The sequence below is a fragment of the uncultured Sphingorhabdus sp. genome (assembly GCF_937872355.1).
Taxonomy (GTDB): domain Bacteria; phylum Pseudomonadota; class Alphaproteobacteria; order Sphingomonadales; family Sphingomonadaceae; genus Sphingorhabdus_B.
Map to the genome: position 1 here is coordinate 13,788 of NZ_CALMSV010000122.1, position 26,719 is coordinate 40,506.

28 protein-coding genes are annotated in these 26,719 nt (G+C 55.3%); 12 read left to right on the forward strand and 16 right to left on the reverse strand.

Annotated elements, in window-relative coordinates:
* Positions 1–26: 26 nt before the first annotated feature.
* From Q0239_RS07260 to Q0239_RS07275, 4 genes are all read left to right on the forward strand, one after another.
* Positions 27–326 (forward strand): hypothetical protein, encoded by a 300-nt coding sequence (locus Q0239_RS07260; RefSeq protein WP_298600528.1) that lies wholly within the window; start codon positions 27–29, stop codon positions 324–326.
* A complete protein-coding gene (locus tag Q0239_RS07265) occupies positions 316–501 on the forward strand; it encodes a hypothetical protein (RefSeq protein ID WP_298600531.1) in 186 nt (61 codons plus the stop codon). The genes Q0239_RS07260 and Q0239_RS07265 overlap by 11 nt, the downstream gene beginning before the upstream one ends.
* Positions 502–553: 52 nt before the next feature.
* A complete protein-coding gene (locus Q0239_RS07270) occupies positions 554–895 on the forward strand; it encodes a hypothetical protein (RefSeq protein ID WP_298600534.1) in 342 nt (113 codons plus the stop codon).
* Positions 896–1,163: 268 nt separating this feature from the next.
* Positions 1,164–1,448: a hypothetical protein gene (locus Q0239_RS07275; RefSeq protein WP_298600537.1), complete on the forward strand. Its 285-nt coding sequence runs from the start codon at positions 1,164–1,166 to the stop codon at positions 1,446–1,448.
* Positions 1,449–1,545: 97 nt separating this feature from the next.
* Here the strand turns inward: Q0239_RS07275 and Q0239_RS07280 are convergent, their stop codons facing one another.
* Both Q0239_RS07280 and Q0239_RS07285 read right to left on the reverse strand, forming a co-directional pair.
* Positions 1,546–1,779 (reverse strand): hypothetical protein, encoded by a 234-nt coding sequence (locus tag Q0239_RS07280; protein ID WP_298600540.1) that lies wholly within the window; start codon positions 1,777–1,779, stop codon positions 1,546–1,548.
* Between the two features lie 20 nt (positions 1,780–1,799).
* Positions 1,800–2,030 carry a hypothetical protein gene (locus tag Q0239_RS07285; RefSeq protein WP_298600543.1) on the reverse strand — a complete coding sequence of 77 codons (231 nt, stop codon included), beginning with the start codon at positions 2,028–2,030 and terminating at the stop codon, positions 1,800–1,802.
* 434 nt (positions 2,031–2,464) lie between these two features.
* Between Q0239_RS07285 and Q0239_RS07290 the strand changes: the two genes are divergently transcribed.
* From Q0239_RS07290 to Q0239_RS07325, 8 genes are all read left to right on the forward strand, one after another.
* Positions 2,465–2,752: a ribbon-helix-helix domain-containing protein gene (locus tag Q0239_RS07290; protein ID WP_298600546.1), complete on the forward strand. Its 288-nt coding sequence runs from the start codon at positions 2,465–2,467 to the stop codon at positions 2,750–2,752.
* Entirely contained in the window at positions 2,739–5,111 is a 2,373-nt protein-coding gene (locus tag Q0239_RS07295; protein ID WP_298600549.1) for a type IV secretion system DNA-binding domain-containing protein, read from the forward strand. The genes Q0239_RS07290 and Q0239_RS07295 overlap by 14 nt, the downstream gene beginning before the upstream one ends.
* A 118-nt stretch (positions 5,112–5,229) precedes the next feature.
* Positions 5,230–8,247, forward strand: coding sequence for a MobF family relaxase (gene mobF / locus Q0239_RS07300; RefSeq protein ID WP_298600552.1), 3,018 nt, complete (start codon positions 5,230–5,232; stop codon positions 8,245–8,247).
* A gap of 204 nt (positions 8,248–8,451) precedes the next feature.
* Positions 8,452–8,655, forward strand: a complete 204-nt coding sequence (locus Q0239_RS07305; protein ID WP_298600555.1) for a hypothetical protein — start codon at positions 8,452–8,454, stop codon at positions 8,653–8,655.
* A 10-nt stretch (positions 8,656–8,665) separates the two neighbouring features.
* A complete protein-coding gene (locus tag Q0239_RS07310; protein ID WP_298600557.1) occupies positions 8,666–9,079 on the forward strand; it encodes a hypothetical protein in 414 nt (137 codons plus the stop codon).
* Between the two features lie 22 nt (positions 9,080–9,101).
* The gene (locus tag Q0239_RS07315; RefSeq protein WP_367276073.1) at positions 9,102–9,392 is read left to right on the forward strand and encodes a helix-turn-helix transcriptional regulator; all 291 of its coding nucleotides are present in this window, start codon (positions 9,102–9,104) and stop codon (positions 9,390–9,392) included.
* A gap of 30 nt (positions 9,393–9,422) precedes the next feature.
* Positions 9,423–10,193 (forward strand): CsgG/HfaB family protein, encoded by a 771-nt coding sequence (locus tag Q0239_RS07320; protein WP_298600559.1) that lies wholly within the window; start codon positions 9,423–9,425, stop codon positions 10,191–10,193.
* 229 nt (positions 10,194–10,422) lie between these two features.
* A complete protein-coding gene (locus Q0239_RS07325) occupies positions 10,423–10,827 on the forward strand; it encodes a hypothetical protein (protein WP_298600563.1) in 405 nt (134 codons plus the stop codon).
* Between the two features lie 410 nt (positions 10,828–11,237).
* On the opposite strand, the gene Q0239_RS07330 is transcribed toward Q0239_RS07325, so the two are convergent.
* The 14 genes from Q0239_RS07330 to Q0239_RS07395 all read right to left on the reverse strand — a co-directional run.
* Complete coding sequence (locus Q0239_RS07330) at positions 11,238–14,438, reverse strand: conjugal transfer protein TraG N-terminal domain-containing protein (protein WP_298600566.1); 3,201 nt, start codon at positions 14,436–14,438, stop codon at positions 11,238–11,240.
* Positions 14,439–14,465: 27 nt separating this feature from the next.
* Positions 14,466–15,980 (reverse strand): conjugal transfer protein TraH, encoded by a 1,515-nt coding sequence (locus Q0239_RS07335; RefSeq protein ID WP_298600569.1) that lies wholly within the window; start codon positions 15,978–15,980, stop codon positions 14,466–14,468.
* A complete protein-coding gene (gene traF, locus Q0239_RS07340; protein ID WP_298600599.1) occupies positions 15,980–16,771 on the reverse strand; it encodes a conjugal transfer protein TraF in 792 nt (263 codons plus the stop codon). The genes Q0239_RS07335 and traF overlap by 1 nt, the downstream gene beginning before the upstream one ends.
* A 17-nt stretch (positions 16,772–16,788) precedes the next feature.
* Entirely contained in the window at positions 16,789–17,157 is a 369-nt protein-coding gene (locus Q0239_RS07345; protein WP_298600572.1) for a hypothetical protein, read from the reverse strand.
* Positions 17,158–20,865: a conjugal transfer protein TraN gene (traN, locus tag Q0239_RS18180; protein WP_367276074.1), complete on the reverse strand. Its 3,708-nt coding sequence runs from the start codon at positions 20,863–20,865 to the stop codon at positions 17,158–17,160.
* A 191-nt stretch (positions 20,866–21,056) separates the two neighbouring features.
* Positions 21,057–21,800, reverse strand: coding sequence for a type-F conjugative transfer system pilin assembly protein TrbC (trbC, locus tag Q0239_RS07355; RefSeq protein WP_298600575.1), 744 nt, complete (start codon positions 21,798–21,800; stop codon positions 21,057–21,059).
* Between the two features lies 1 nt (position 21,801).
* Positions 21,802–22,050, reverse strand: coding sequence for a hypothetical protein (locus Q0239_RS07360; RefSeq protein ID WP_298600578.1), 249 nt, complete (start codon positions 22,048–22,050; stop codon positions 21,802–21,804).
* Positions 22,051–22,060: 10 nt separating this feature from the next.
* Positions 22,061–23,074, reverse strand: a complete 1,014-nt coding sequence (traU, locus tag Q0239_RS07365; protein WP_298600604.1) for a conjugal transfer pilus assembly protein TraU — start codon at positions 23,072–23,074, stop codon at positions 22,061–22,063.
* Positions 23,074–23,343 carry a hypothetical protein gene (locus Q0239_RS07370; protein ID WP_298600580.1) on the reverse strand — a complete coding sequence of 90 codons (270 nt, stop codon included), beginning with the start codon at positions 23,341–23,343 and terminating at the stop codon, positions 23,074–23,076. Before Q0239_RS07370 ends, traU begins: the two co-directional genes overlap by 1 nt.
* Positions 23,340–23,972: a type-F conjugative transfer system protein TraW gene (gene traW, locus Q0239_RS07375; protein ID WP_298600607.1), complete on the reverse strand. Its 633-nt coding sequence runs from the start codon at positions 23,970–23,972 to the stop codon at positions 23,340–23,342. The genes Q0239_RS07370 and traW overlap by 4 nt, the downstream gene beginning before the upstream one ends.
* 74 nt (positions 23,973–24,046) lie before the next feature.
* A complete protein-coding gene (locus Q0239_RS07380) occupies positions 24,047–24,565 on the reverse strand; it encodes a S26 family signal peptidase (protein WP_298600584.1) in 519 nt (172 codons plus the stop codon).
* Entirely contained in the window at positions 24,549–25,085 is a 537-nt protein-coding gene (locus tag Q0239_RS07385) for a TrbI F-type domain-containing protein (protein ID WP_298600587.1), read from the reverse strand. The genes Q0239_RS07380 and Q0239_RS07385 overlap by 17 nt, the downstream gene beginning before the upstream one ends.
* A gap of 1 nt (position 25,086) precedes the next feature.
* Positions 25,087–25,428 carry a hypothetical protein gene (locus Q0239_RS07390; protein WP_298600591.1) on the reverse strand — a complete coding sequence of 114 codons (342 nt, stop codon included), beginning with the start codon at positions 25,426–25,428 and terminating at the stop codon, positions 25,087–25,089.
* Positions 25,425–26,719, reverse strand: a 1,295-nt coding sequence (locus Q0239_RS07395; protein WP_298600594.1) for an ATP-binding protein, incomplete at its 5' end; no start/stop codon positions are given. The genes Q0239_RS07395 and Q0239_RS07390, both read right to left, overlap by 4 nt.

The window sequence follows — 26,719 nt, forward strand, 5'->3', positions numbered from 1 at the left end:
ATCTGAACGAGAGAGGAAGCAAAAAGATGAGGCCGGAATTTTTCCTGATCGATGCGGCAACGGGGAAGCCCGCCGCCGCCTATCGCACGACAATCCGCACCGCTGGTGACAGTGATGTTCTGGTTAAGGATATGCAACAGATCGAAGCCGAGCAATGGCTTGCACATGCTATCGAAAGCAATTTTGCAATTGCCGGAAGCAATGCCCAATCCATGCGGCTACGAACTAAGGCCGGAGGATGCGAAGCAGAAATCTGGGGCATTGGTGCAATCCATTTTGGAGTCAGCACTTGCGTCAGTGAAGCGGTGGCAGAAGATGCAGCTTAGCCGATCAACGAACATCGCAACCGGCGAAATGCGCTATCATGCCGATGGCCGCCGCATTACATTTGAGCGCTATCATGAGCTATGGGGCGCAACTGCAAAAGTCAGCGCGCTTGCTACCACACGGACCAATTATGGCTGGCGCTATACCGCCTCGCTGTCCCATGCAGACGGGTAAATGCCAAATTTGCGGGCGGCGACTTCGGCTGAAAAAATCAGCCGAAGTCGCCATGCACTACCGACACGGCACGGCTTGCCCAGGGTCCGGATTTGCACCCATCGAGATCGACGATAGCAGGCTGGCAGAGGTTGCCCGCAACGAGCGGGAGCGCGCCCTGAATATAGCAAAAGAGATACGCATCCAGATCGAGGCGCGCGTAAATCGGATTGAACCAGAATTGATTAAAAGACAGATCGAGGCGAGCACCCAAGCGAACAAGCTTGAAGCCAAGCTGCGCCGCCTGAATAGATGGCCGGAACGCTTCGCACGGCAGATGGAGAACCACGGTTACGGCGATCCACCGCCCCCCTATATTACAGCGCGTTATGGTGCGAACTACGCAAAGGGATAGGGCGCTACCGCGCCCGATTTATCGACGCCGAGGCAAGCGGAGAGGGGAAACCTTCTTGCAGTTTGTCCGAGCCTGAGAGCTGGCAGCGCGCCCGTCAAGGATGCGCGGTGCCCCCAATTTTTTCCTCCGCTTCACTGCGTTACGCTCCAGAAAAAATCGGCACCCCCACGCCCCGCTTGCGCGGCGGCGCTTTGCGCCGTCCCTGACTGACACGCTGCCAACTCTCGTTCGAGGGGCCTCTTCAATCAGAGGCTGAAAGGAGCCTGTCATGTCAGAGCAAACGAAATTTGAAATCGCACTTGCACGAGCTGAACAAAGATCGCTTCATACCGATTTCGATCAACACATCATTGAAGAAAATGGCGAGTTCATTGTCCATGATGATGGCAACGGAACACTGCCCCAATGGCGAATTGACCAGATCGTCTTTACCGTGTCAGGAAAGCTTTGTCTGGAAGATTTGGGCCAAGCAAACTGGCTCGATGATGCGCTGCCTGTCCAGATCGAAATGGGCTGGCTTGAGCATTTTAACGAGAGCGAATTGCCATATTGAGAAAGGGGCGCAATGCCCCTTTTTTGCGTCGGTGGCTTAGCGGCGAAGCGGCGCACGGGGGATCGACCCCCGCGCGCCGCTGGCATGTTATGCCGGTTTAATCATGGTTGGTGATATGGGAATAGGCACGGTCGAAAGCAGCTTCAAATGAGGTTAGGGCGAAGCGCAAATCATGGATGACATCGACCGGATCGCGAGTGCATCCAGAGAGGGTCAAGGCTTTGAGCCAGTCGCTTGCAGAAGGAGAATTCTGGATGTCAGCAAAGACCGGATCGAGACGCCAGTCGGGGGGTGAACGCAAGCCGGAATCGGGCATGATCGAAGGCACCATTCTGTCAAAACAGTATTGGGTCAATTGGCATTTTTGAGGCGCTTGTGAGCCTCTGCGAAGCCCATCTTTTTGACCAGATCGAGAAAGCTTTTCAACTCAGCAAGCGGTGTCTTCGCCAGTAGCGATTTGGTCAACAGATCGGTTCGTTCAGAGTGTTCCAGTTCACGCAAACGCGAGCGCCTTTCAGCAAGCTTTTGCTCCTCGGCTTCGATTGCTTTCATCTCTTCATCGAAGGACAGTTTCTTGGCCATTTAGTATCTCCGGCAATGGTGTTGCATTGCGGGAAGTGATAGCGCCATGATCCGACCGAGACAATAGCGGGAGCAATTTTCAAGGCCACCTGGCCCGGTTGACCAGCTGAAAAGCTGTTACCGATGGACTGGTTACAAACGCAACTATCGGGAGGCAGGGTCAACATATCAAAAATCGAAGTAAGCAGACCTTACACCACGTTGTGGTGAGAATAATACATAAATACAAGGCGTTAGTTGATGGCATGTTGTAAGACAATGTCTTACGCTTTTGGAAGCGGCGGAAAACAGCGGATTTTTCGTAAGACGTTGTCTTACATCGCCATCACGAAACATGGTGTCTTACATATCGCTTGCGGCCACCTAATGTTACGGCTAAAAGAGACCGGCGAAGTAACCACCGGCGTGCACACCTTTATCGAAGGTGTGTTTGAATGCCAACTACGTCTATAACTGTTCGGTTTGATCTCGAACTCGCGACAGATCTCAATGACCTTGCCCGAAACAAGGGCGCTCCAAAGAGCATGATCGTTCGTGAAGCGGTCGCATTCTACCTCAAGACGATGCGTGGGCGTAGCGAGGAGCAGCTCAGAAAAGTCATGTCCAGCGAATATACCGCGCTGGCGATCGACCTGATTGTTTCAACCGAATATCCCGCCGACAGAGACAAGTTATTGATTGAAGCGGGACGTCGGGCGGAGGCTGTAGATGCAACAGCCTAACACCTATTCGGATGGTCGCCGCAAGGGCAAGTTGAAGCATCATTCGGCGCGCGGAACGCTCCCCCGAAACAGCGGAAACTACACCCGCGGATCGCAGCTGATCGTGCATGAATTCATGATGTGGTGGGGCTCTTCCAAGATTCCCATTTTGATGATCCTCGGCATCTTCGCGATCCTCTATTCGGTGGCCCTGGCGATCACGCTGCGCGAGCATGAAGTGCAGATGATTTTAATGCGCAGCTATGCCTGGATGTGGGAGATAATGAAGCTCAATCCAGACAAGGTTACCAACCTCACCTTGCGCGATGGCAGCGTCGTTACCGCGCACATGGATATGATCGCTTCGCACCCGCAAATTGCAGCTGCCTGGGCAACCGCCACGAAGTGCTTCTGGGGGTCAGGACTCGTTGCCTTGCTGGTCGGTGGCCCGTTCGCGGTCTGGTATGTAGATGCATCAAGCAAGCGCGGCGAGAACATCCTGGAAGAGCGGCACCAACGAGGTGCCATGCTCGTTGATGCGGAAGAGCTGGCGCCGATAATCGACGCTCATAACCGGGCTGAATATCGCAAGGAAGTGCGACAGCTCTTTCCCAAGCACAGCGCCGAAGAAATTGCCCGGTTGCCCTTCGCCAAGCGCAAGGAGAGCGGTATCCACCATCCCTACAACATCGCGGGGATCAACTTTCCCTGGCGCACCGAACAGGGTCATGTGATGCTCATTGGCACCACCGGCACCGGTAAGTCGACCGTCATGAAAGACATGATCGTGCAGATGCGCAAGCGCCAAGACAATGGCGTCGTATTTGATCTCACCGGCGATTTTGTCGCGAGCTTTTACAATCCTGAGACGGACGTCATTTTGAACCCGATGGATGAGCGCTGCCCGAACTGGTCAGTGTTCAACGACTGCAGGGACCATGTGGACCTGACCAGTGCTTCAGCCGCTCTGATTCCGATCGATGGGGGCGCGTCCGAACCATTCTGGACGATGGCCGCGCGCACACTCTTTGTCGAAACATGCATCAAGTTGCTGGAAGACGAGAAGCAGTCTGGCGGGAAGCGCAAGGCGACCAACCAGGCGCTCGCGAGCCGCCTAATGATGGCTGACCTGAAGCAGGTTCACAATATGCTTGAAGGCACGATCGCGGATCCTTTGACCGCGCCTGAGGCTGCGCGGATGGCAGAGTCTATTCGTGCAGTTTTTAACACCAACGCGCAGGCGCTGCGCTTCCTGCCCGAAACCGGTCCGCACTTCTCGATCAAGGAGTGGGTTGGCAAAACGGATAAGCGCGGAAGCATCCTCTTCATCAGCAGCTCGCACAATGAGCTGACCCTGAACAAAGCGCTCCTTACCCTTTGGATGAATATCGCCGTCCAGCATTTGATGCGGTTGCCGCGCACCCGGGACCTGCGGACATGGTTCTTCTTTGACGAAGTGCACGCGCTTCACCGGTTGCCGGCGATCGAGGATGGCCTGCAGACAGCGCGGGGCTACGGCGGGGCCTTCTGTCTAGGCATTCACTCGATTGCCAAATTGAAAGAGACCTATGGGGAGCAGGGAGCGGTGCATCTGACATCGCTTGCCCGAACCAAGCTGATCCTTGGCACGGCGGATCGCGAGACGGCGGAATATTGCTCGGACTTTATCGGTCACCGCGAAGTGCGCAAAAATGATGAAGCCTATAGCTACGGCTATTCGCAAATGCGCGATGCGGCAACCATCACCCCGCGCGAGCAGATCGAGCCGTTGGTGCTTCCCGATGACCTTATGAAACTGCCGTCGCTGCGAGGCTTTCTGGTTTATACCGAAGGCTTTGATGCCGCACGTGTGAAGCTGAAATATCGCTCCTATCCACAGGTCGCGGCTCCCTATCAGACACGGCAAAACGTCCAGCCACTCACTCTATTGCGGGAAGCCGCCACACGACCGACGGGCGAGGACGAGGAGGAGGCTGGCGGCCGCGAGGGTAACGCTACCCCTGAGCCAGAGATCAAGGAAACGCCAATCAACGTTGCCAAGGAAGAAGCCGAGGCGATGTTCAAAGAGGAGGACCGCGAAGGCGACGCGGCTGCCGGGACCAATGAACCAGCGCCGAAGATCGTTCAGGCCATGTTTCCGCAAACGCCTCAAACCCAGATGAAGGCTTCGGAAGCTGAGCAGAGGCGCGCCGAGGAGAGAGCTGACACGAAAGAGGGTGCGGAACGGTCTGAGGCGAGGCGGTCGGAATCGGACCAGACCAGGCGCGAGCTCGGAATGCCATTCGAGGATCATGCGTCTGAAGAGCGACAGCGCGGCAGCAACTCCCTCAATCGCGGCGACAGTGAAATTTCACTCGACGACGATGGAATGGGAATGTGATGACCGTCATCATCCTTCTCGACCGGTATGTTGACAAAGGTCAGATCAGCCTGTCGGTATTTGAACAATTAAGAGTCATTGGCGGGATTCTGGATATTGTCACAAGGCAGTATCGCTGATGCTGTCGGTATCATCCGTTCGATCGTCAGGCGGCGCTGCAAATTATTTTGCCAAGGACAATTATTACACCGTTTCTGAAAATGAAGAGGCAGGGGTCTGGCATGGCAAAGGTGCAAGCGATCTTGGGCTTAGCGGTATCGTCGAGCGCGAGGCTTTTGAGGACATATTGAACGGCAAGCTGCCTGATGGCGAGCTTGTGGGTCAGAAAGAAGGCAGAAAGCTCGGAATCGATTTGACATTCTCCATGCCAAAGTCGGCATCGATCATGGCTTATGTCGCCGGAGATGAACGCATCCTTGGCGCTCACATGGCGGCCGTCAAAAAGACGATCGACTTCATCGAGCGAAATTACGCCGAAGCCAGAATTAGCGAGCGAAAAGGAAATCCTGACTCCGTACTACACCGGGAGGCACAAAAAACGGGTAATCTGGTCGTCGCATTATTCGCACACGATACATCTCGGGCATTGGATCCACAGGGGCATATACATGCGGTCATTGCAAATATGACCAAGGATCTGAACGGCACCTGGAAGGCGCTGTGGAACGGCGAAATCTGGCGAAACAATACGGTGATGGGTCAGGCCTATCATGCGGCGTTTCGCAGCGAGGTCCAAAAGCTCGGCTATGAAACCGAAGCCGCAGGGAAGCATGGCAGTTTCGAGATCAAGGGCGTACCCAAAGAGATTCGCGATGAATTTTCCAAACGCACCGAAGAGATCAATGCAAAGATCAAAGAACTGGGCATCCAAAGCGACTATGGCAAGAAGCAGGCGACGCTTTCCACGCGGGATGACAAGAAAAATGTAAGTGACCGCGGCGCGCTTGTGCAGGAATGGAAAGACCGAGCGAGTGCCTTGGGGTTTGACGGGAAGGCTTTGCACCAAGAAGCGCTACAGCGATCGAAACAAAGCCAGGGTAGCATAAAGGAAAGCTTCACCAAGATAATCAACCATGTTCGAGAAAGCGTCGGCGACCTGTTTCGATCGCCTGACCCAATGGTTCCTTCGAGAGCGGCAGCGCTGTTCATGAACAGTGATGAGGTGAAGGCACAACATGCCGTCGCTTCAGCCATCCGTCACCTGTCGGAGCGCGAAGCCGCGTTCGAAAAAGGTGACATCATTCGTTCAGCCCTCGGTTTCCAGATAAAAGGGGTGGTCGTCGAGGGTGTCGAGAAGCGGATCACCGAGCTGCTGCGCGAAGGGCATCTTATTGCTGGCAAATCTGAGCGCGCAGACCAGCATTTTGATTATGTGACCACGCCTGCAGCGCTGAAGACGGAGCAAGCGATCCTCGACGGAATCGATCGCGGTTTGGGCAAGGGAAATGTGATTGTGCCGGCAGCGGACGTGCTCGCCCGACTTGCCGAGGTCACAAAGGAACGGCCTCTCAACGAAGGCCAGGCTGCGGCGGCGGTAATGATCCTGTCGTCGGGCGACCAGGTAACGACGGTGCAGGGGGTTGCTGGGGCGGGCAAATCAACGATGATCAACGCGGTTGCCCGGGTTGCAGAAAGCGAGGGCAAGGAAGTATTGGGGCTCGCCTTCCAGAATAAAATGGTTTCCGATCTCCGTGGCGGCGCTGCAGCGCAGCTCGGTGTTGAGGGAATGAAAGCGAATGGGATCGAAGCCCAAACGATAGCATCCTTTGTCAATGCCCACCACCGCAATGCAATGCTGGGGCAAGGCCCAAAATTCGAAGAAACCAAAGCAGCGCTTCAGAACAAGATACTTCTGGTCGACGAAAGCTCGATGGTGTCCTCCAAAGACATGCTCCAACTGATTGAGATTACCCATGCGCTCGATCTTGACGGCTTACATTTCATCGGCGACCGGCAGCAGCTGTCCGCGATCGAGCAAGGCAAGAGCTTTGCTCTGGCACAGGCGCATGGTGCGCCGATGGCGCGCATGGATGAAAACCTGCGCCAAAGGGGCTCCCCGCTGCTGACGGCCGTCGCAGGGCTTACCAATGAAGGTTTTGCCTCAACGGCGATCGAGCTGCTCGATGCCCACAACCGCGTCACCGAGGGCGGGATAGATTATCTGCAGAAGGTTGCCGATCTCTGGCTTGGCAGGGACTCAAAGAGCCGCGAGGATACAGCGATATTCACTGCAGGCAGGGACGATCGCGCAGAGGTCAACAAGCTTGTCCAGTATGGCCTCAAAGCCGAAGGGAGCCTCAAAGGAGAGGGCCGAGAGGTCACGATCCTTCAGAGCTCCAACATGACCCGTGAGGAGCTGCGCTATGTGTCGAGCTACCGTGAGGGTCAAATCCTTGAAGCGCGCATGGGCGTGCGGGAGCTGCGGCTGCCCAAAGGCGAATATCAAGTGAAGGGCATCGACGAGAAAGGCAGAGTGATACTCGAACGCGATGGCCAAAGTCGAACAATTGATCCAGCGAGGATTGACCCGAAACACAAATTTGATCGCCTGACACTCAATGAGCAGCGCGAGATCAAGCTCCATGAAGGCGAGAAGATCCGTTGGACCGAGAGAGACAAGCAGCTTGATATTGCCAAAAGCACCTTCGCCCGGGTTTTGGCGATTTCCGACAAAGGCATCACCGTAGAGCTCGAAGACAAGCGCTCGATGACGCTGTTGAACGACGATCCCATGCTGAAGCGGTTAGATCTTGGCTATGCGCTCAACGCCCATATGGCACAGGGGATCACGCAGAAAGAGGCGATCCAGGCGATTTCCGCATATCAGCGCAACCTTGCGACCCAGCGTAGCGAGAATGTGCTGGCGACGCGCGCGACGCATGACCTGCATGTTGTCACCGACAATGTGAGCAACCTGAAGGCGCAGCTCGATCGCAATCCCGGCAACAAGACATCCGCGCTCGAAACGATCGGCAAGCTTTCGGTCGACTCTCAACCGAAAGCGCCAGTGGGAATCCCGATGCATGGCGGCATGAGCGACGAGCTCAAAGCCAAAATCGAAGCGGTACCGAAGGCGCCTGATCGGACCAACACACTTCCTGTTCCCGAACGAAAACTTGGATTGGATTTAGCATGAGGGACGGTCTCAATTTCATTTGTGAGGTTCTGAGCTGGTCGACGGTGCAAGCGTTTCTGTTGGCCGTAGTACTGCTGATCGTCCTGGGCACGATCGGGAATCGTACTGAGGACGAAGACGTCGAGGACAAGCGAGAATCGAAGGTGAAGGGACGGCCTCCCGGAACGGACGAACATTTGAGCATGAATGGAAAGGAGTAAGCAAATGGGCTGGAATTTCGAAGATGTCGGCGGGTTTCCTGACCAGAAATCTGCAGATGACTGGGCGAAAGCCAACAAAATCGACCCGCGTGATGTCGATATCCGATCGGATGGCGGGAAAAGGGTTTCGGTAAGCGTAAGGCGTTCGGCGCTAACCGATAATGCCAACAACGATCGCAACAACGGCCGCAGTGACGGCTTTTTTTGAGGAGTGTACAATGAAGAAACTGTTGATGTTATCGGCCGTCCTGGCGGCCGCGTTATCCCAACCGGCGATGGCCAGTACGTGTCATGATTGCGATGAAGCATCCGAACACAGCAAGCTGCACGCTCAGATAGACGCTGAGAGCGAGAAAGCCGCGGCTGCAAAGGCACATATAACGGCGATCGCTGAAAGCAGCAAAGCTGCCGAGGCTGGCTGGCCATGCGATGAAACCAAAAATGCAACCAAAGTCGCGATGCGGGCGGCAGCGGACGCCATCGTACAATCGGGTGCCAATGCTAGCAGCAAAGCGGCTGCACATGAATGCGACTGCGAGGATTGCGAAGAAGGCCTTTGCACCGAAGCGAAGCATAAGGCGGTCGCCCAAGGCGATTGCGTCGAATGCGTCGAGCAAGCGCGTATTGCGTGAAGTCGGGAGACGCCCGGTTGATGTGACCGGGCGTCTTCGAGGCAAGACTATGCTCAACGACATCAAGCAACTTCGAACAGCGAAAGGCTGGAGCCAGGATTATCTTAGCTTCAGGCTTGGTTGTTCGCGTCAACATGTCGTCAATATCGAGAAGGGCAAACACGACCCATCGCTCGAATTGGCGATGCAAATTGCGCGGCTGTTCAGACGGCCCGTCGAAGCCATTTTTCATCCTCTCGAAAAGGCTCTGCGGAGCTGTGAGGAGGCCGTGGCCGAAAGCGCCGCTGCGATCGAAGAGACTTGCACGCACTAACGGTGCCGAACGCTATATGAAGGATCTGTCATGACCAAAAAGCTCATACCCATAAGCATGTTGGCATTCATGCTCGCAACGCCGTCGACGGCCCAGGCACAAGAACTGGGGAAAGGCGGGCTTGGCGTCGATAACGCGGCCTCACTACCAAAGTGCGACAAACCCATGGCGACGATCGCACTTGTCGAGAAGAAGGCGGCTGATCCCTATGATAAACTCCCTGAAGGAATACGCGCGCTGGCGGAGTTGGCCGAGGCACAAGACCGGAAAGAAGGCCCTACGCGCGTCGATCCTGTTCCGCTTGTTCGCTTGATGGCGGCAAATTCTGGCTGCTTCATCGTTGCCGATCGCGGCGACTCATTTGAGGCCGTGAAGAGAGAGCGTGCCCTGTCGGGCCTGGGCGAGCTGCCTGTCACTCCGGCTGACTACATCGCGAATGTCGAGCTCTTGTATGCCGACACGAACGCCAGAGGCGGAGGAGGGGGTGTTGGCGGGTTAGGCTATGCAATCGGCATCAAAACGAAGCATTTGGAAGCTCAGATGCTGATTTCGCTGGTCGACGTGAAAACCGGATTACAGACGAGCATAGCGAGTGGATCGGCACGGAAAAAGGATTTGTCGATCATCGGCGGCGGCATTTTGGTCGACGCCGGGGTGGCGCTATTGGGTGGCGCTTACAACTCGACCGACCTCGGGAAAATAACTGCGCTCGCCACCCTGGACGCGTTTCGAGCGCTCATCCCGGCGACACAATCCGCAATGGCTGCTGCCGCGCCAGTGGCACCAGAGCAGCCGAAATGACAGGCAAGTCATATACTCTAGTGCAACCAGAACATCTGGGAGCAATCGCGGTTTGGAAGGCAGAGGATGGCAGTGCGATCTGCTTCTTTGACTGCCGCCGAGGTAATGGGCAAAGATCGGTGGCGATGTTGCATAAACCCAAATTATCGGGAACGGTCGAGACGCCAAAACCGGGACAATGCCAATGAACGCTCCAATCAGGCCACTTGCGACGTGCCCCATGTGCAATATGCCAATCGAATATTGGCCTGAGAACAAGCCGTTCCAAGACTGCCGGCATTGCTTGCGCCCGCTGGCGCTGTTTCCCGTCATCAAGACACAACCCAGAGCTTACCGGATCATGTCGGTCTTTTCGGTCGGGAAGAACGTGACAGCCCTATTGGCCCTCGCAGCCCTACTTTCCTTGTCGTTGAGTATCATGCACTTACGTGTTTTGGCGGCAGTGGTCGCAAGCACCTTTCTGGTGAGAGGCGCACTGGAGGCAGCTGACGGGTTGGCCGGGCTGAAATCGGGTGTTGATTTCAGCTGGGGAAATATGAGGATGGACAAGACTGCCAAGCGCAGCAGCTGGGCAAAAATTGCGATCGGATTGGGATTACTTGGATTGGGGTTGGTGGGAATTGGGGCGCAATAGGGTCCGTTGAAGCCCAATTCACCGAAAAATTGACTTTTGACCATCTTTAGCTTATGATAGACACATGTTCGACGTTCACAGCCTTGAATCAAGCCCGCGGGAACACTTCCCATTCGGAGGTCATGGCCGTCCCGGTCCGACGATTGACACGTTTAGGGGCGCTGGAATGGACATTGCGAGATCGACGGCGCGAGCATCATACATAATAGATCAAAAATCGAGCGCCATTGTTCAACGTCGGATGCGTTTCGCGTTTTATGGGTTGATAACCGGGCTAGGTCTTCTGTTTATTACGATCGGCGTTGCCTTTGCAGCTTAGCTGCCTAGGGTAGGCCGGGAACGGAATCGTAGGCCATGTGGTCCGTGTAACGACCCTGTGAAAAACACAAAAATGTCGGCGCGGACGAAAGCTAACCCTTAAACTTGAGGTGCAAGTGGTTATCGTGACCGCGCCACTTTTTGGTCAGGCCCTCCTTAATGAGCTGAGGGTCATTAAAGAGAACGGTTAGACCAGGATTTCGGTCCTTCATGAAACGAATATATTCGCGGGTTTGATCTCGATCATAAGCTGGATCCTGCCAGGTAACAGGCGCGCGCGAGCCATCGCTACGGAACGGTCGTATATCCGCTTCATTCCCGCGCTCATGTCCGTCGTGGCGTGATGTGTCACCGCCGCCTCTCTTGCCAAGATCTCCAATACCAACTGGCGCCCCACCGGCGCGCGTCCAGATCGCTGCTGACTCTTGGAGCTCCGAGACGGTTGAATCACTGCCATATCGATGATCTGACCTATCATAAGCGTAATAACCTTCACCAGAGGCCTTCAATCGAGTCGTAGCGGGGCCCGAAAACGAGCTTGGCCCATCACCGACATTGGGCAAGTTTACAGAGCTTTCACCTTTTTTTTTTGGGAAAGCGGGGCCACCGAGATCGGGTAAGTCGGCAGCATCGAGATTATTTGCCGGAAACGGAACAGGCCTGCCAGCATCGGGGCCAAAGGGTTGCGCGGAATCAAAGTCTGTTGGCCGCCTGCCAGAAACATCCTTGATGACATCACCGATCGCCAGCTCAATGCCTGCGTTGCGCCGCTGCATCTGCTCATAGGTGAGATTGGGATCTGTTAAGTCAGGAAGGGCTGCAAGCTCCGGGCGCTCGTTACGGAGCTGATTATAGCGATCATAGACCAGATTATCGAGATTGCTTGATACACGCCAATCATGGGTTTCAGCAAAGCTGGCTTCGGAGCGAAGCGACCTTGCCTGTTCGCGGTGCCAGGCAATCTGATTGCGGAGCGACTGTTCATAGCTCTCACGAGACTCGTCTGTGGTGCCATGACTTTTGGTCCTGCTGGAGTCGGAATAACCAGTGTCACGGCTAAAGGTACCGCTGCTTTCGGAGGTGCCTTTTGTTGTTCCAGTAGAATCACGGGTGGTTGCATCGAGATATTGTTCGCCTCTAGTTGTCCTATCCGTACCAGTGACAGTCTGATTTGAGAAACCATCGGTGCGCGTTTGGCTACCGTCCTTATATAGGCTCCCTTGAACATTTAATTCACCGTAGCCGGTTGCGCTGGTGTCAACGTAACCTTCACCTCCACTGCCTATAATACCTTGCAAGGGTGTTCCAGCCTCGCCTTTAGTGCCACCGGTAGCCTGACCCTTCAGCCCAAGAATGCCATTACCTGAAGCCTTAGCACCAACAACGTCGCTGCGCTGAAAGCCATCGGTTTGAGTGAAGGTGTCGCTTTTTGTGGTGCCACTTCCCTCTGTAAACCGTCCTCCAGATGCTGACGTAAACTCTCCTCGCTCAAATGTTCCGGTTTCGGTCGATGTGCGAGATTCAGAACCACTTTCATTGCGCCGACCTTTTGTGGTCGATTGTGAAACGCCCCATGTCTCGGCGGAACTGCGCGATTGAGACAGCACATTGGAGAGCTCTTGTTGCCTACGATTGGCCTCCATATCGTGCCAATCTGCGCTTTGACGAAGTTGGGCGAGATTGCCCGTCGAATAGGTGGCAGAGAATGGAAGCCGCTGCATTGCCCCACTCGAATCAAACACAGTGCGTCCATCGCCATGCTGGCTCATCACACGACCGTCATCAAGCCTGGTCGAATGCTTCATCGCGCCATCGGTGATAGAGGGCGCAGTCAGCCATTGACCGAGCTGACGATTATTCGCAGTCAGGTTTTCATAATTGGTGTTGCCAAAGCTGTAATTGCCAGTCGTGCGTTCGACAGCCGAAGCTTCGGCGCCGCTTTGAACTGGCGCCAACCAGCTGGCAGCGCTGCTTGATGCAGCCATTGCACCGCGCGCCAACATGCCGGCCAACACGGGGACGGACATCATCATAAAGCCGGCGATCGTTGCAGTGTCCGAATTGACTGCCTGAATGCCGGCGAAATTGTTGAGGGTCATGCCGCCTTGCGCAACGGCATTCATTTCCGAGCCAAAGCGATCCATCACGAACATGTGAAGCAGAACGTATAGCGGTCCCCACGCGGCAAGGTAGAAGAAGCCAGTGAGGTATCCCTTCAGCGCAGAGAGCCCCGTATTCGGGAACAAGAAGAGCGGAAAAAGGACGGGAAACATCGCATAGAAAACGATGGTCAAGACGATGTTCAATATCGGAACCCACGTCATCGCCTTTTCGGTGACGCCGACAAATACGTTCCTGGCCTGGACCTCGGCCCGATGGGAGGCAAAGATATCAGCCTCATCATTGCCGAAATTGGTTTGCGCTTGCGCAAAAGCGTCGATAACCGATTTCTGGCGGAAAAGGAGGTTGGCAGCCTGATTGTTCCCGGTGGCGAAATTTCCGATTACGGGAATATCGGCATTGAGCCGGTTGCGAGCAGCAATGTTCGAAAGATCAGGATAGACCGTCCGTGCGAACTGATCGATCTCCGCCGTTTCAGCACCCACGAGATATGCATTCATTGCGTTGTACGCACCCTGACAGGTCATTCCGACGAAGTCCGCGGTTGCACCATTGTCGACCATATATTTGACCCCACGGTTGACGGCGGCATTGGTGCCTATGTCAGCCCAGAGGTTTGTCGAATCCTGAAGCGTTTTCAGGCTGCGCAAGCCCATGACGATGTCCATGAACACGCAATTCTTGACGTAGGTATCCAGATTATATTTGAACACCGGATCTTTGAATTCGAAGGTGTTCACCTTCTCCCACATCTTGGCGCCATAGACGATCCCGCCATTGGAATAGCGAAGAGCTGACGGCATGACGAAGACCGTTTCCGCCTGGCGGACGAGCCAATCGCCAGCTTGACTGGTGACCGAGGCCATTACACCCAAGCCGATAGGGACGTTACCAACGACTGCTGGCGCCAGGCTTGGATTGACGCGATCGGTAACCCTCACAGTAACAGTCGGAACCATCAAGCAGGCGTAGATGAGCGTGGACTGCAGGAACCAACGGAAGGTAGAACGCCAGTCGAGATTGAAGGCCATGACGCATAGCGAGTAGATGAGCCCCATGACCATCACGACGCGAAGCAACGATCGGAAACCGCCATTGCCGGTCCAGGCGGCGACGGCGTTCATGGTATTGACGACATATTCGCCGCCACCGATCGTGAAAATCTCGTACATGGGACAGTCCTTTGCCCGAATGGAACCCTATTGGAGGTGCGAGGAGCTCAGTGATTTTGAAAAGCGCATCGAGGCAGCCAACTGCGGAGAGAGCTGCGTGCGAAGCGTCTTTTCGAGGAGCTGAGTGCGCTGGATAATCTGGAACGCAACGTCGAAACGATCAGAGGATTTTGCCGCCAGAGCGAGGAGGTTGTTCCGCGTCTCGTTCAGCTGCCCGCGCCATGCCAATAGCTGATCGGCGTCAGCACCCTGGAAATCAGCACGAGCGTTCATCACTATGTCCGTGAAGCGCAGCGCCATGGTGGTGACGAGATCGACGGCGACGATTTCGGCCAGGTCATTGAGCTGCGCACTGTCGATGCCGAATTCGGCCGCAGCGCTAACCGTCATGATCTTGTAAACGGGAATACTGGCCAAGCCGAGCAGCTGGATCTCGGCATTTGATAACTGATTACCTGGCTGACGGACCTTCGTTGCCATCGACTGCAACAATGTGCGCACTCTCGGCTTTATCGCTGCAGAGGCTGAAATCACCATATTCTGCTGGGTTGGATTCAAGCAATCGGTCTCTTCGTCGCATGTCCAAATCTTGTGCGGCGCAGCACTTGTGCCATCGAGCATAGCCGTGATCATTTCGGCACCGGCACCACCGATGAACTGATAGTTGGGTTGACCGCCATCGGTGGCCGGCGGGGTATAGATGACAGTGCCAACCATTGTCATAAGAAACTCGCGGAACTGGGAATCGAAGCCAGAATATTTCTTCTTCAGCGCCACCCACGTATAGTTGGCCTTCATTCCGGGCTGCTCGCGCATGCTGCTGTCGGTGTTCGACGCCATGTGCGACGCGCGATTGCCGCCATTGTTGCAGTCCTGGCGGGCACGGGCCCAATCCGCAACACGTCCTTGCGAGTTGGCAATTGCCTCACACACGATACTGCTGGCAGTGTCAGTCTTGGGCCACAATCCACCAACCAAACCCTGCGCAAGCTCGCAGCTGTTGATATTCATCTGGTTCATCTGCTGGACCTTCTGCGCCAGCTCATCCATGACCTTGCCGATCTCGGGCGATATGGTGTCGATCGCCAGTTTGAAGGCAAAACCCACGGCGTTGTTTGCAGTCGCCTTCAGCATGGCCACCAGCTCGGCCGTGTTGATGAACGAGAAACTCCCGGCAAACAGATCGATGCCGCCGCATCCGGCGCGCGCATTGGGGAGCTGAAGATTGAAAGGCTGGATGTTCTTCTGCGGGAATCGTGACCAGACGCTACCAAGCGAATAATAGCCAGCGGACTGCCCCTGATAAGCGGTCGGGCCGGTTACATTGGCTTGGACACCCATGTCATCCATAAAGTTGCGCATTTCGCCGTCGACCGAAGCGAAGGCTGGCGACGGCGACGTCATCAGCAATGATGTCGCCAATACCGCGCCAAATGCTCGGCGAAGATTGGATCGAAAGCCGCGGCGAATGCGTCGCGGTGCTGTGACTGACAGACTGACCTGGTGGTCAGTAGCGGAGAGCAGAGTAAGATCTTGGGACATCAGTAGTCTCCACCTGGTTCGACCTGCGTCAGCTGAAAGACGCGATCGACAATTTCATCTTGGGAAAGAATGCCGTAGCCAATCGGCATCGGCGCTTTGGTCACGCTGTCGAACAGAACCAGCGCAGGAACCTGACGATTATCGCCAAGGCCAAGCTTCTGATATTGACCCGTATCGACCATATAATCGGTGAAGATGGTTGAAGGCCCTCCGTCCATCGACACTGCGAGGACGTTGAGTCCATATTTGTCGCTCACGGCCTTCAAAATGGGAGAGAAGATGTCGCAGGCAGAGCAGGATGACGAATAGAAATAGAAGACCCCGTAACGCTGCGAAAGCTGGGACATTACGATATCGCGGTCAGCTTTGCGGCCATCGATCCACGCGCGCTTGCCCAAGGTGGAAACGGGACGTTGCAGCGTGTAGTCGAGCTCCGGGTTTTGCCAGATCGATCGCTGCCAAACATCGGAAAACAGCGAAGACCGGTCGAGTTGCTGCCGCTGAAAGGCGATATATGCGCTGACATTCTCGGTGGTAGGTTCGAGTATGGCGGCTGCTTTGCGTTCTTCCAGCTCCGCGGTAATCGCCGCCAACCGGGCCTTCGCACTCGGGAAAGAAGCCGCGGCCTTGGCTTCTGTCGGTTTGGGCTTGGGCTTTTCGCAATAGAACCAGGTCCCCAATTTCCGCTCGGAGCAATAGGTTGAATCTTCCGATTGCTTGACCTCGACACCGTCTGCCTCGTTGGCAACGGCCGAGGAACCCACAGCCGCGGCGAGCAACGGAAGAACCATAAGAAAATGAACATGTTTCATCGCGATGACTCCTCAAGTTTCTTCATAATGGAAAGGAAAAGGCCGACATCGAGGAGCTTCTGTCCCCGATCAAGCACGCGCAAAGCGATCGCATAGAAGGACGCAATGGCGTCCATGCCCGCTTGCAATATGATGTATGTTCCCTCTTCGAGCTGAACCCAACCACGAGCGACCAGCTTGCTGAGAGACGGAAAAATTTCGGCAACCGGGACCGAACGTTCGATCCAGCGCGATACCTCTTCGGCTACGGCAGAGGACGTGCTTACGCCCAAACGCGACAAGGCCATCCCGACGAGAAACTCCGAGACGGTCATATCGGCTACCAGATTATCCGGGCTCGTTGATATGTTTGAAACCGTCCCCATCTATGGCCCCATGTTGTTGGTATAATATGCGTTGATACGATTCTGGATATCGACCAGTGCCTCAGCCTCATTGGGCAGGCGAACAGCATCTTCGAACTCAGCATAGACTTCACGGAAATCCATGACCGAGAGGTCGAGCCGCGCGAATTCTTCGATCGTGAATCCCTGACACTGCTCGGTCCGCGGCGCACCGTAGGGCTTCCCAATTTGCGGGCGGCCCTGTTCCTGCAGTATCCGACTGATCTTGCTCTGATAGCAGCAATAGGCATCCTTGCGCGTCACGCAGACGCCGAGCACGCGGTCCGAGCAATAGGTCCCAACCTTTGTGCAGAGCCCGGCATCGTCCTTTCGGTCGAGCTCTCTTTCAGCGGAGTTGCAAAGCCAGGGAGTCAGCACCGGAACCCCCTTGCCCGAGCAGCAATTGGCAAGCCCGAAGACCTTTTTGTGGCAGGTCTCGCGCGTCCCACGGAAAAGGGTGAGGGAATTCTCATCAAACTCGGCATTGGCCTGGCCAAGCGCGTTCAATCCGACGAGGGCGTCCTTGAATTCGGTATTTGGTTCGCGCTCGATCGCCTCGCATTCTCCATTGATGCAATAGACATCATCGCCGCAAACATATTGAGTGGGCTCGGGGGTGGTGTTTCCTGTCGGGCAAAGATAGATACGCTCGCTAACCTGGCAGTTGCCATTCGTAGGCGCAGGATCATCAAGGCAGATTTCCCGATCAAAACGGCACGAGGCATTTGCTTCAAGATCAGCGCAATCATTCTGGCCTTGGGTCAGCGTTGTGCAGCTGTAGTTACGATCCCAGGCCCAGCACGGCTTTGTGATCGACACGCCATTGATGATGCGCGTAACGGGCGTTGAATCGGTACAGACATCAACCGGAGCGGTACATTCGGCACCAGCGGGACCCGGAGATTGGAAATCGACGCATTGGCCATCGGTCAGGACAAAGCCTGAAGGACAGCTCTGACCTCCCGAAGCAGGCCGTGTTTGCGACAAGGTGCATACTTGGCCTTCAAGTGTGTAACCGGGCGGGCAATCATAGCCAGTGACGGTCGCAGCAATCGATGACCGACAGACGTTACCGTCGATCTGATAATTGACGGGACAGCTATAAACGGGCGTTGCTGGTTCCCGAAGTGTCGAGGTGCAGGTGGTTCCCTGAAGCGAATAACCAATGGGGCAGGAATAAATTGGATCGCCGGGGATCGTATCGGTCCTATCGCACGAGCTGCCGTTGACGGCATAGCCTGCAGGGCAGCTATAGGTAGTCGTCGCCGGCTGCGTGTCCGTGCGATAGCAGAGCGCACCGACGAGATTCCATCCCGCAGGGCAGGAATATCCGGGATCAGCTGGTTGGCTTTGCGATCCCAAACATTGCGACCCCGAAAGTGTCAGCCCTGCGGGGCAGCTGTAGACTGGAGACGCGGAGACTGTTTCGACATAGCTGCATTGGCTGCCTGACGGGGTATAGCCGAACGGACACAGATATTCGACAGCCGCAGGCTGGCTCACGGTTGTTAGACACTGGCTTCCAGACAGCGTTGAACCAGATGGGCAGCTATAAGTCACATCGGCGGGCTGCGACGTATCCTGAAGACAGCTGGTGCCACTTAACGTGTAACCCGAAGGACAGCTGTAAACCGGTGTTGCAGGCTGACTTTCGGACGAAAAACACAGCTGGCCACTTAATGTTTCACCAGACACACAAGTGTAGGAAACATTCGGAGCGGTAACATTTGTGAGAATGCATCCAAGGCTCGTATTGGTGTAGCCAGCGGGACAAGTAGCGATTTGCTCGGCTTGATATATACAAGTAATGCGGCCAGCACGTTCGGTTGAAGAAGTTAAGGGCAATGACTCCCAATAGGCATCACAAACTTCGGAGTTTGGAATAATGATGCGGCAAAATCCACCCCCCGCCAGCGGATTCAAACCGTAGCATTCGTAGGTGATGGTCGGGGCAACGGTTATCGTTTCGATGCACTGATTGCCGTTAAGAACATATGGCGATGTACAACTCAAAACCTGATCTGCGGGTCGCGAGGTTTCGCGCGAACAAAGGCTGCCATTTTGAGTCCAACCCGAAGGGCAAGACGGCGAAGTTGTTGCCGGTATTGACGTTGTGCCAATGCAAGTTGTGCCATTCAAACTCATGCCTAATGGGCAGCTGTAAGTGGGCGTGGCAGGCTGGCTCGACGATTGCTCGCAAACTGTGCCGTTTAGCGTCCAACCCGACGTGCAGGTGTAATTGGGCGTAGCCGCGATCGTAGTTGTCCGCGTGCAGTCCGATCCGTTCTGCGTCCAACCCGCTTCGCATGCATATCCGGAAACCGTAGCAGGCTGGCTGGTAGGCTGAGTGCAGATATTGCCGCTCAGAGTCCAGCCAGCAGGGCAGCTGTAGCTTGACGCAGGAGGTTGACTCGATTCCTGCGAACAGGTGGTACCGGACAATGTCCATCCTGCAGGGCAGCTATAATTCGGTGTGCCAGGAACGCTTTCTGTGCGAATGCACTGCGAACCGCTGACCGCATAGCCCGACGGGCAGCTATAACCAACAATGCTAGCCGCCTGGGTGACGGTTTGAACACAATCGCTCCCTTCGACGGTATAGCCAGAAGGGCAGGTATAGCCAGTTATGGTGGCTGCCTGTGTTGCAGTGCACACAGTCCCGCTCAGTTGATAACCTGCAGGACACTCATAACCCCGGATGACACCTGGGACAGCGGAGGAAAGCGTGCATTGATCGCCATTGAGCGTCCAACCTTCTTCGCACGAATAGCCGACATCTGCAGGACGGCGCGAAACGCACGCATTGCCCTCAAGCGTATATCCCGAAGGACAGGCGAGGTTGGCGGCCGCTTCGCACTGTGACAGATTGAGCGTCGAGTTGACATAGGATGAAGCGATCGCTTCTTCGAGAAAGCTCGGCTCATAATATGTGAAAGGCGATACCGGCGAACTGTAGCCGAAGCCCGTTATGGTACCGTTTACCTGAACCGGGCAGCTGTAAGCTTGTGTCGCAAGAAAGGTCTGCCCAAAGAAAAAATCGATATCGCTATACTGTGAAGGGCCTATATACGAGGTGCTGGAGCTGAGCAGCGTGCAGCCACTCGCAGGCGCCGAAAAGGCTTCGCAAGCCGACCCAATCTCGTTGGTGAAGGTGAAGCGATTGCGACAAAAGCGAAAATCATCGGTGCAATAGGTGCCCTGCTCATAGAGCCTAGTGCAGGTGTAGCGATATTGCGTGTTGAAATGATGATCGAGCGTCACCTGGCATTGAACATCTCGACCAGAAACCGCTGTTCCGACATTGCAGGTGAATTCGGCAAATTCCGTGCTTCCATTGCCAGCAGGAAGAGGCTGGCACTCGCCTGAGGTTCCGCTGATTTGCTCGCCTTCGAGAAAGGCAGACGGATCGTCCTGAATAGCAAGCGCGCGTTCCAACTCCGATCGGGGAACGTTGGCCACCGGACGGGAGCTGTCGTTGACAGTCTGGAAGCCATCGTTGGTCCGCGATTCGAGCATCCCTGCAGGCGCCATATCGTCGGGTGCCTGATAGTAGCTCGACTGTGCGGGAACATTCTCCTCATAATGGGGAATCTGGCCCGCAGCGCCGTCGCGCAAGGGAATGTCCTGGTTAGCCGCGCGAACATCAGCACCGAAGGTCTTTGCATCATCACGCGCCTGCTGAGCCGTCATCGGCTGAATTTGAGAGGGCAGCGGTGGGGGCGCTCCTGGGGTAGTGACAGGAGGCGGGGCAATGTCCGGCTCCATTGCTACTGGCTCTGGTTCGTCAACGGGCTCCGGGATATAAATCTGTGCAATGGAAGGGGACGCAAATGCGACCGCTCCAATTGCGATCAACCGCCAAAGATGACGCGCAGACCGCATTAGCCAGGCTTTTTAAGGTTGCGAAGAGCGACGGCCGCAACTGCGGCTCCGGGTCCATTGGAGTCGACGAATGACTCAAGAACATATTCGACAGTGACGTTCCCACTCAACCGATCGTGCGGCGGGACGGGCGTCACGCAATCAAAACCGGAGCAAAGCTCGAAATCACTGGAGGCTACGACAAATGTCGGTGCCGCCTGAATGTTGAACGCGCGAAACAGACGCGGATCGATACCGATATTCGGCTCATCGCCCTCACTGTCAGCAAGCTTGGTCATGCCGGCAATGAACTGCTTGGCATTATTGTTGGGAAAGCCGCGGAAGACGACAATACCGCCGGCACGGGTGGTGTCTTTGATCAGCCTTTTCAGCGACACTGGCGGCATCGACAGGCTTGCAAAAACCATGAAAAGCGGAGCTTCACCTTGCGGTTTGGCGGCATTGCCGGCAGCGCCGGACAGCAACTCGTCAAAATCCACCGGTCCCTTCGGGCCAGCAGGGAAATCTTCGGGCGAGAGTTCCGCCAAATCGGCCATTGCACGATCATGCAAGCGCTGGACCTCTTCCTCGTGCGGTTTGCCCCGATCTTTGACGCCATCGACCAAAGCCTGCGCTTCAGCTTGTTCGCCTTTGGCCTTTGCCTTGATCGCTCCTAGGTCAAGCCCATCAACCGTTTGAGCGACCGCTGCGGAAACGGCGACGAGCGCAACTACGGCGGCGATTTTTGTTCGAAGCGCAACCATGTCACTGCACCCCAAAGTGCAGCGCAAATTGCTGGAAAAACTCCAGTAGAAGCGTTGACAAAGTGCTGAGCGAACGAATCTGATGAGCAATGAAGCGGACCTCAGCTTCGCCGACGCCAGTCAAAACCAATTCGAGCGCAACGCCACAAAGGATAGCAAGACCAAGCAGAAAGAAGCAGGCGGTATGCCATTGAATGCGCCGATCAAGGGGTTTGATCACGTCCTTCCTCGGCAAGATGATGATGCTCATCGAAATGCTCCTACAACATGCAACAATTGCGTTTACGCCAGGTCAGATAGCCAAAATCTTCGCCCTTAACGGGATAAGCCTTGCCGGTTTTGGGCATGATGGTGGCGGCGCCAATGGGTGCGCAGGCGTAGCGACCAGAGGTCATCGAAGTCGGATTGGTCATCTGCAGCCGGTATTGCTGCTTCCGCATGATGGGCATGATATATTTGGCACAAAGGGCCTTCGAGCCCATCGTCCCCCAAGCCAGAAACTGCCTGTGCATTTTGTAGAGCATCCGCTCGGCCACAAGACGCGAGGCCTGCACCTGCGTGACATGCGCGGCAACATGACCGTTCAAAGGATACATTTCGCCGTTGCAGCCTGCGCACCAAAAGAGCTCATCAATCGGTAGCTTGCGCGTAGACTGGACACAGTCGGCAGCACATGCTGCGATCGCAACAGGGCTGGTGAACAGAGCGACCTCAGGGTTGATGATCGAAGTCAGCGAGGAGTCTTGCCAGAGCGGATCAAGCTCGGTCACATAGGCAATATCAAAGCTGCTCTGCTCAAAGCACAGAAAATCGGTGAGGATCTCCAGCCAATACAACAACGGGTAGATGTAGAGATGCGACTGCCACTGCGAGCTGTTCTGCGTCTTTCCGCCAACCTGGCTGCGACCCTGAACATGGCCTGCGCCAACGTCGAACCCGGGATCGAGCTTGACCCCGCCAAGATTGGGAAAACACCAAGGCTTGTTTGTGACGTCGACCAAACGCGATGGCTCCCAAAACCCGATCGCGATTCCGATGCGCGGAACAGGACTGCCGCAAGCACAAATGGGATTGTCAGGATTTTTGGTATCTGGGCGTTCTGACTTCCAGATTTTCAATCCACCAACCGACAATGGAAAAAGGCAGGACCAGCAAACATCTGTGACGGGATTGACGAAGCTACCATGACAGGTAGCACTTTCGGCACGAGCAGGGGTAGGGCGCATAACCAGAATGAAACCCACGATCGCCAAGAAGGTCAGAAAGCGCCGCATCATGACCGCTCCTCGAAAAGCCACCGATCATCAGCAATTCGCTTAAGGTGAAAATAGCGCCAGCCCAGAATTGGAACGATGAGCAGTAGTAGCAAGGGAATCAGGGCGGCCTTCGGGCCCATTACGGATTTGAGATATGCCAACTGGCCGATCGACAGGGCCAGCATGACGCAAAGGCATAACCAGGCAATGCGCATGCGCTTGAGTGAAAGAGATTCGGGGGCGGCCATCGGCGTTTTGGCAAGCTCCCACAGATCCTTTAGCGTCATTGACGGCCGCCTTTCAGGACATGTTCGGTAACCCTGAGCAACTCCCCTTCGGCAACCACTGTTGCAGGGGTATGCTTGATTCCGAACTTGCCAACGAGCTGCCCGCCCTGATCGAAGAAAAAGCGCCTTTGGTGGGGTTTCATCTCCTCGAACGGCGATCCCGAGACAAAGATGATCTTGGATTTGAGCGCGCTCCAATTGCGCACCGCCCAATCAACCTCGGCTTTGTTGTCACCATCGACAAAAACCAAATCCTGGGACAGACGAACGAACTGCATCGGATTTACGCGCTGACCGGCAAGCGCGATCAGATTGCCCTTTGTATCCTTGATGTCATTGTCGACGACAACCGAAGGATCGTGAAGCCAGCTGCGCTTCGAAATAGCAGAGGACAGACCCGCGACGGGAAGCGGACGTTTGACACGGGCTATGGCTTTCGCCTTCATCTGCTCGTTCAACGCCGCAAATTGCCCGGTCGACTCCATATGACGAAGCCGCTGCTCAATCGCCAACAGCAAGTCTGTCTCGATAATGGGAAAAGTCTCGCCAAGAACGCCAAAATCCTTGGCTGTTGCAGGGGTATGATCAACCATTGCGGAAGCGCCCAACAGCAAGGAGAGCAACGCCAAAGGTGACGCGCGACGAAGTACGGCCGAGCGTAGACGAACCGGAGCCGCAGATTGTCCAGAAACCGCCCCGATCGTCATAGAATCGGATCCCCGGTGCCGATGATCTGGCGCCGCGACACAAAGCCGATGTCGGCATAGCGGCTGTCGAAACCATCCTTGTGAGACGTGGCGAGGAAGAAATGGTCGCGAGGAATGACCCCCGTTGGGCCAGGTACGAGTATTTCACCGCGCTTGCTCTTGGATTTCAGCGTGGCAACGGGCTTGCCGTTGACAAAGACGGTCGAGCCTTTGCGGGAAACCAAATCACCGGGGAGACCATAAACAACCTTGCCAAAGGCTGGCACATCATCTCCCCAATGTGCCCTGGTGATTTTTGTCGGGACCAGTTTGAAAAACACATAGTCGCCGCGCTCGGGCGTTTTGTTTTTCTCGATGAAGAAGGCCCAGTTTGGGAGCGATTCCGAGCTATTGATGAGCAACGCATGGCTATCCCGCCAAGACGCAAGCGACTGGGTCGCCACAAAGATGAGACCAATCGTTCCAACCGCCAACCAGCGTGTGCGAAGCGAGGGGCCTTTAGTTTGCCGTTCCATTTGCCACCGCTCCTGGACCGCCCGGCTGCGCCATTGCCTGACGCATCGCGCCCATCACATCATTTTGCCCCAACTGCGCGGGTTGAGGCATCTTCACCTTTGCGAATACCTCTTTGCGAAGCTCGCTCGTGATGTCGGGAATATTGTCTGAAACGACAGCCTCGGCGACGAGAACAATCTGTCCGCGCTTGCCGCGCGCGACCAGATTGTTCTGAATCTCCGTCATGAACGCCTTGGTCTCGGCCGTCACCTGGTCCGGAGGCGTTGTCGATCGAGCCTGTGCCTGAACATATTCGCCGACCATCGACTGCAATTGCACCTTTGCGATCGGCGGCATGCCAGAGCCTTGGAGTACCTCCTTGGTCACCCATGCACCCCATAACCCAACAGCAACCACGGCACCAACAAGCGCCACCGGCACAAAGCCAATACCCTTTTGCCTGACAGCCACCGACTGTTGTGCTTCAAACAACGGCCCGTCGCTTGTCGGCTGACCGGTTGATTTCGATGGAGTGGTCATATCAATTGTCCTTGGCTGTGGATGATGGGATGATGAGCGAATGCCGGCGAAAGAAGCAGACAGCGCAAAGCAGCAAAATGTTTGCAAAGAGCCAGATATGGGCAAATTCGGCGCGGCGGGCATTGTCTGCAGCCAGATAGCGCGAGCCAAAATTATCGAGCTGATAGAGAAGGCCCTCGACAGTGAAATTGCCAAGCATCACAAAGAACAGCACATTGAGTGCAATGACACAGGCAAGACAGACCAATGCCCATCCAAGCGTGCGTAACGACCAGTAGCAGCCAACACGACCGATGACCAAAGCACGGTCAATATAGGGCTGATAGGCGGCGAGCGTCGTCATTCTGCAGCCTCCAGCTCTTCAGAAGCATCGCGTTCCGCTAGAATCTCAGCCCCGCGCTTCTCCCACTCCATGTCGGCCGCAGCGAGCTGTGCCGCAATCGCCGGCTCTTTGAATTGCAAATCCTGATCAGCGTAAAATTCGGGGAAGGCCACGCGATCAATGGCATCAGCGATTGGGAATCCGGCGCGCATATATGACTCAATTGCGGCAAAGTCGTGCGGATTGGAGGAATACAGCTTGGCCGAATAGGGATCGAGGACGAGGCGGCCGACCGCCAATGTCTCCGGTCCCTTAATGAGAACATCCGAATATTCGACGTTGTGGCGCTTCAGCGACCGAACCAGTTTTTCGGTATGGGCATCCATGCCAAAACGATCATTCTTGGCAAGATCACTGATTGTTTCTTCCTTTTGCTCCAACACGACAAACCAATCGCTGTTTTCAATGGCCGCGATAGAACCTTCAGATTTGTAAAAGTCGTTGATCGACTGCGTCGCGGTTATCAACGAACCGCCATATTTGCGACAGGTGCGGGCATAGGTTTCAATGGCTTGCCCCATCTGCCCGCCACCAAGCAGCTCCCATGCCTCATCGACCATCAACGCCTTGCGGATCGAGCGATCGACCTTGCGCATGGTCTGGAGCGACCGGAACATCAACGCGGCGAGACAGACCGAACGAAGCTCTGGCTTGCTGGCGAGATCTTCGAGCTCGAACACAGTCAGATCGGCGGAAAGGTCAATCGAGCAGGCACCGACGAAAAACTTGCCGAACGTTCCTTTCGAGGAAAATGGCGACATAGAACGGGCCAAATCCTCAGCATAGATATGGCCCATTTGCTCAAAGGCATCGATCACATGATCAATTGTACCGTCGCGGCCAAATTCGGTCCAAACGGAGTTAACCGCCTGGTCGATCAGCCCTCGCTCGACATCGCTCAAACGATCCTGCTGGCGGGCCATCTGACCGATGATTGACTTCAACATGGCGAGGCATTCGACAAGATAGTCATTCGCCTCAAGATTATCTTCAGAGAGCGAGTCCGCCTCGATCATGTCAAAGGGATTGAGCGAGAAGCCGGACGACAGCTTGAATTCGACAAATGAACCGCCAAGCGCACGCGCCATATGTTCGAAGGACCGGCCATTATCGATGACGGTTACGCGAGCACCAGCACCGACCAGCGCAGCACAAGTCTCTTGCATCATGACGGACTTGCCCGAACCGGACTTACCGAAAATGGCGACATTGTGATTGCCGGCAGCATTTTGGAAGGGCGACCAGTAAAATG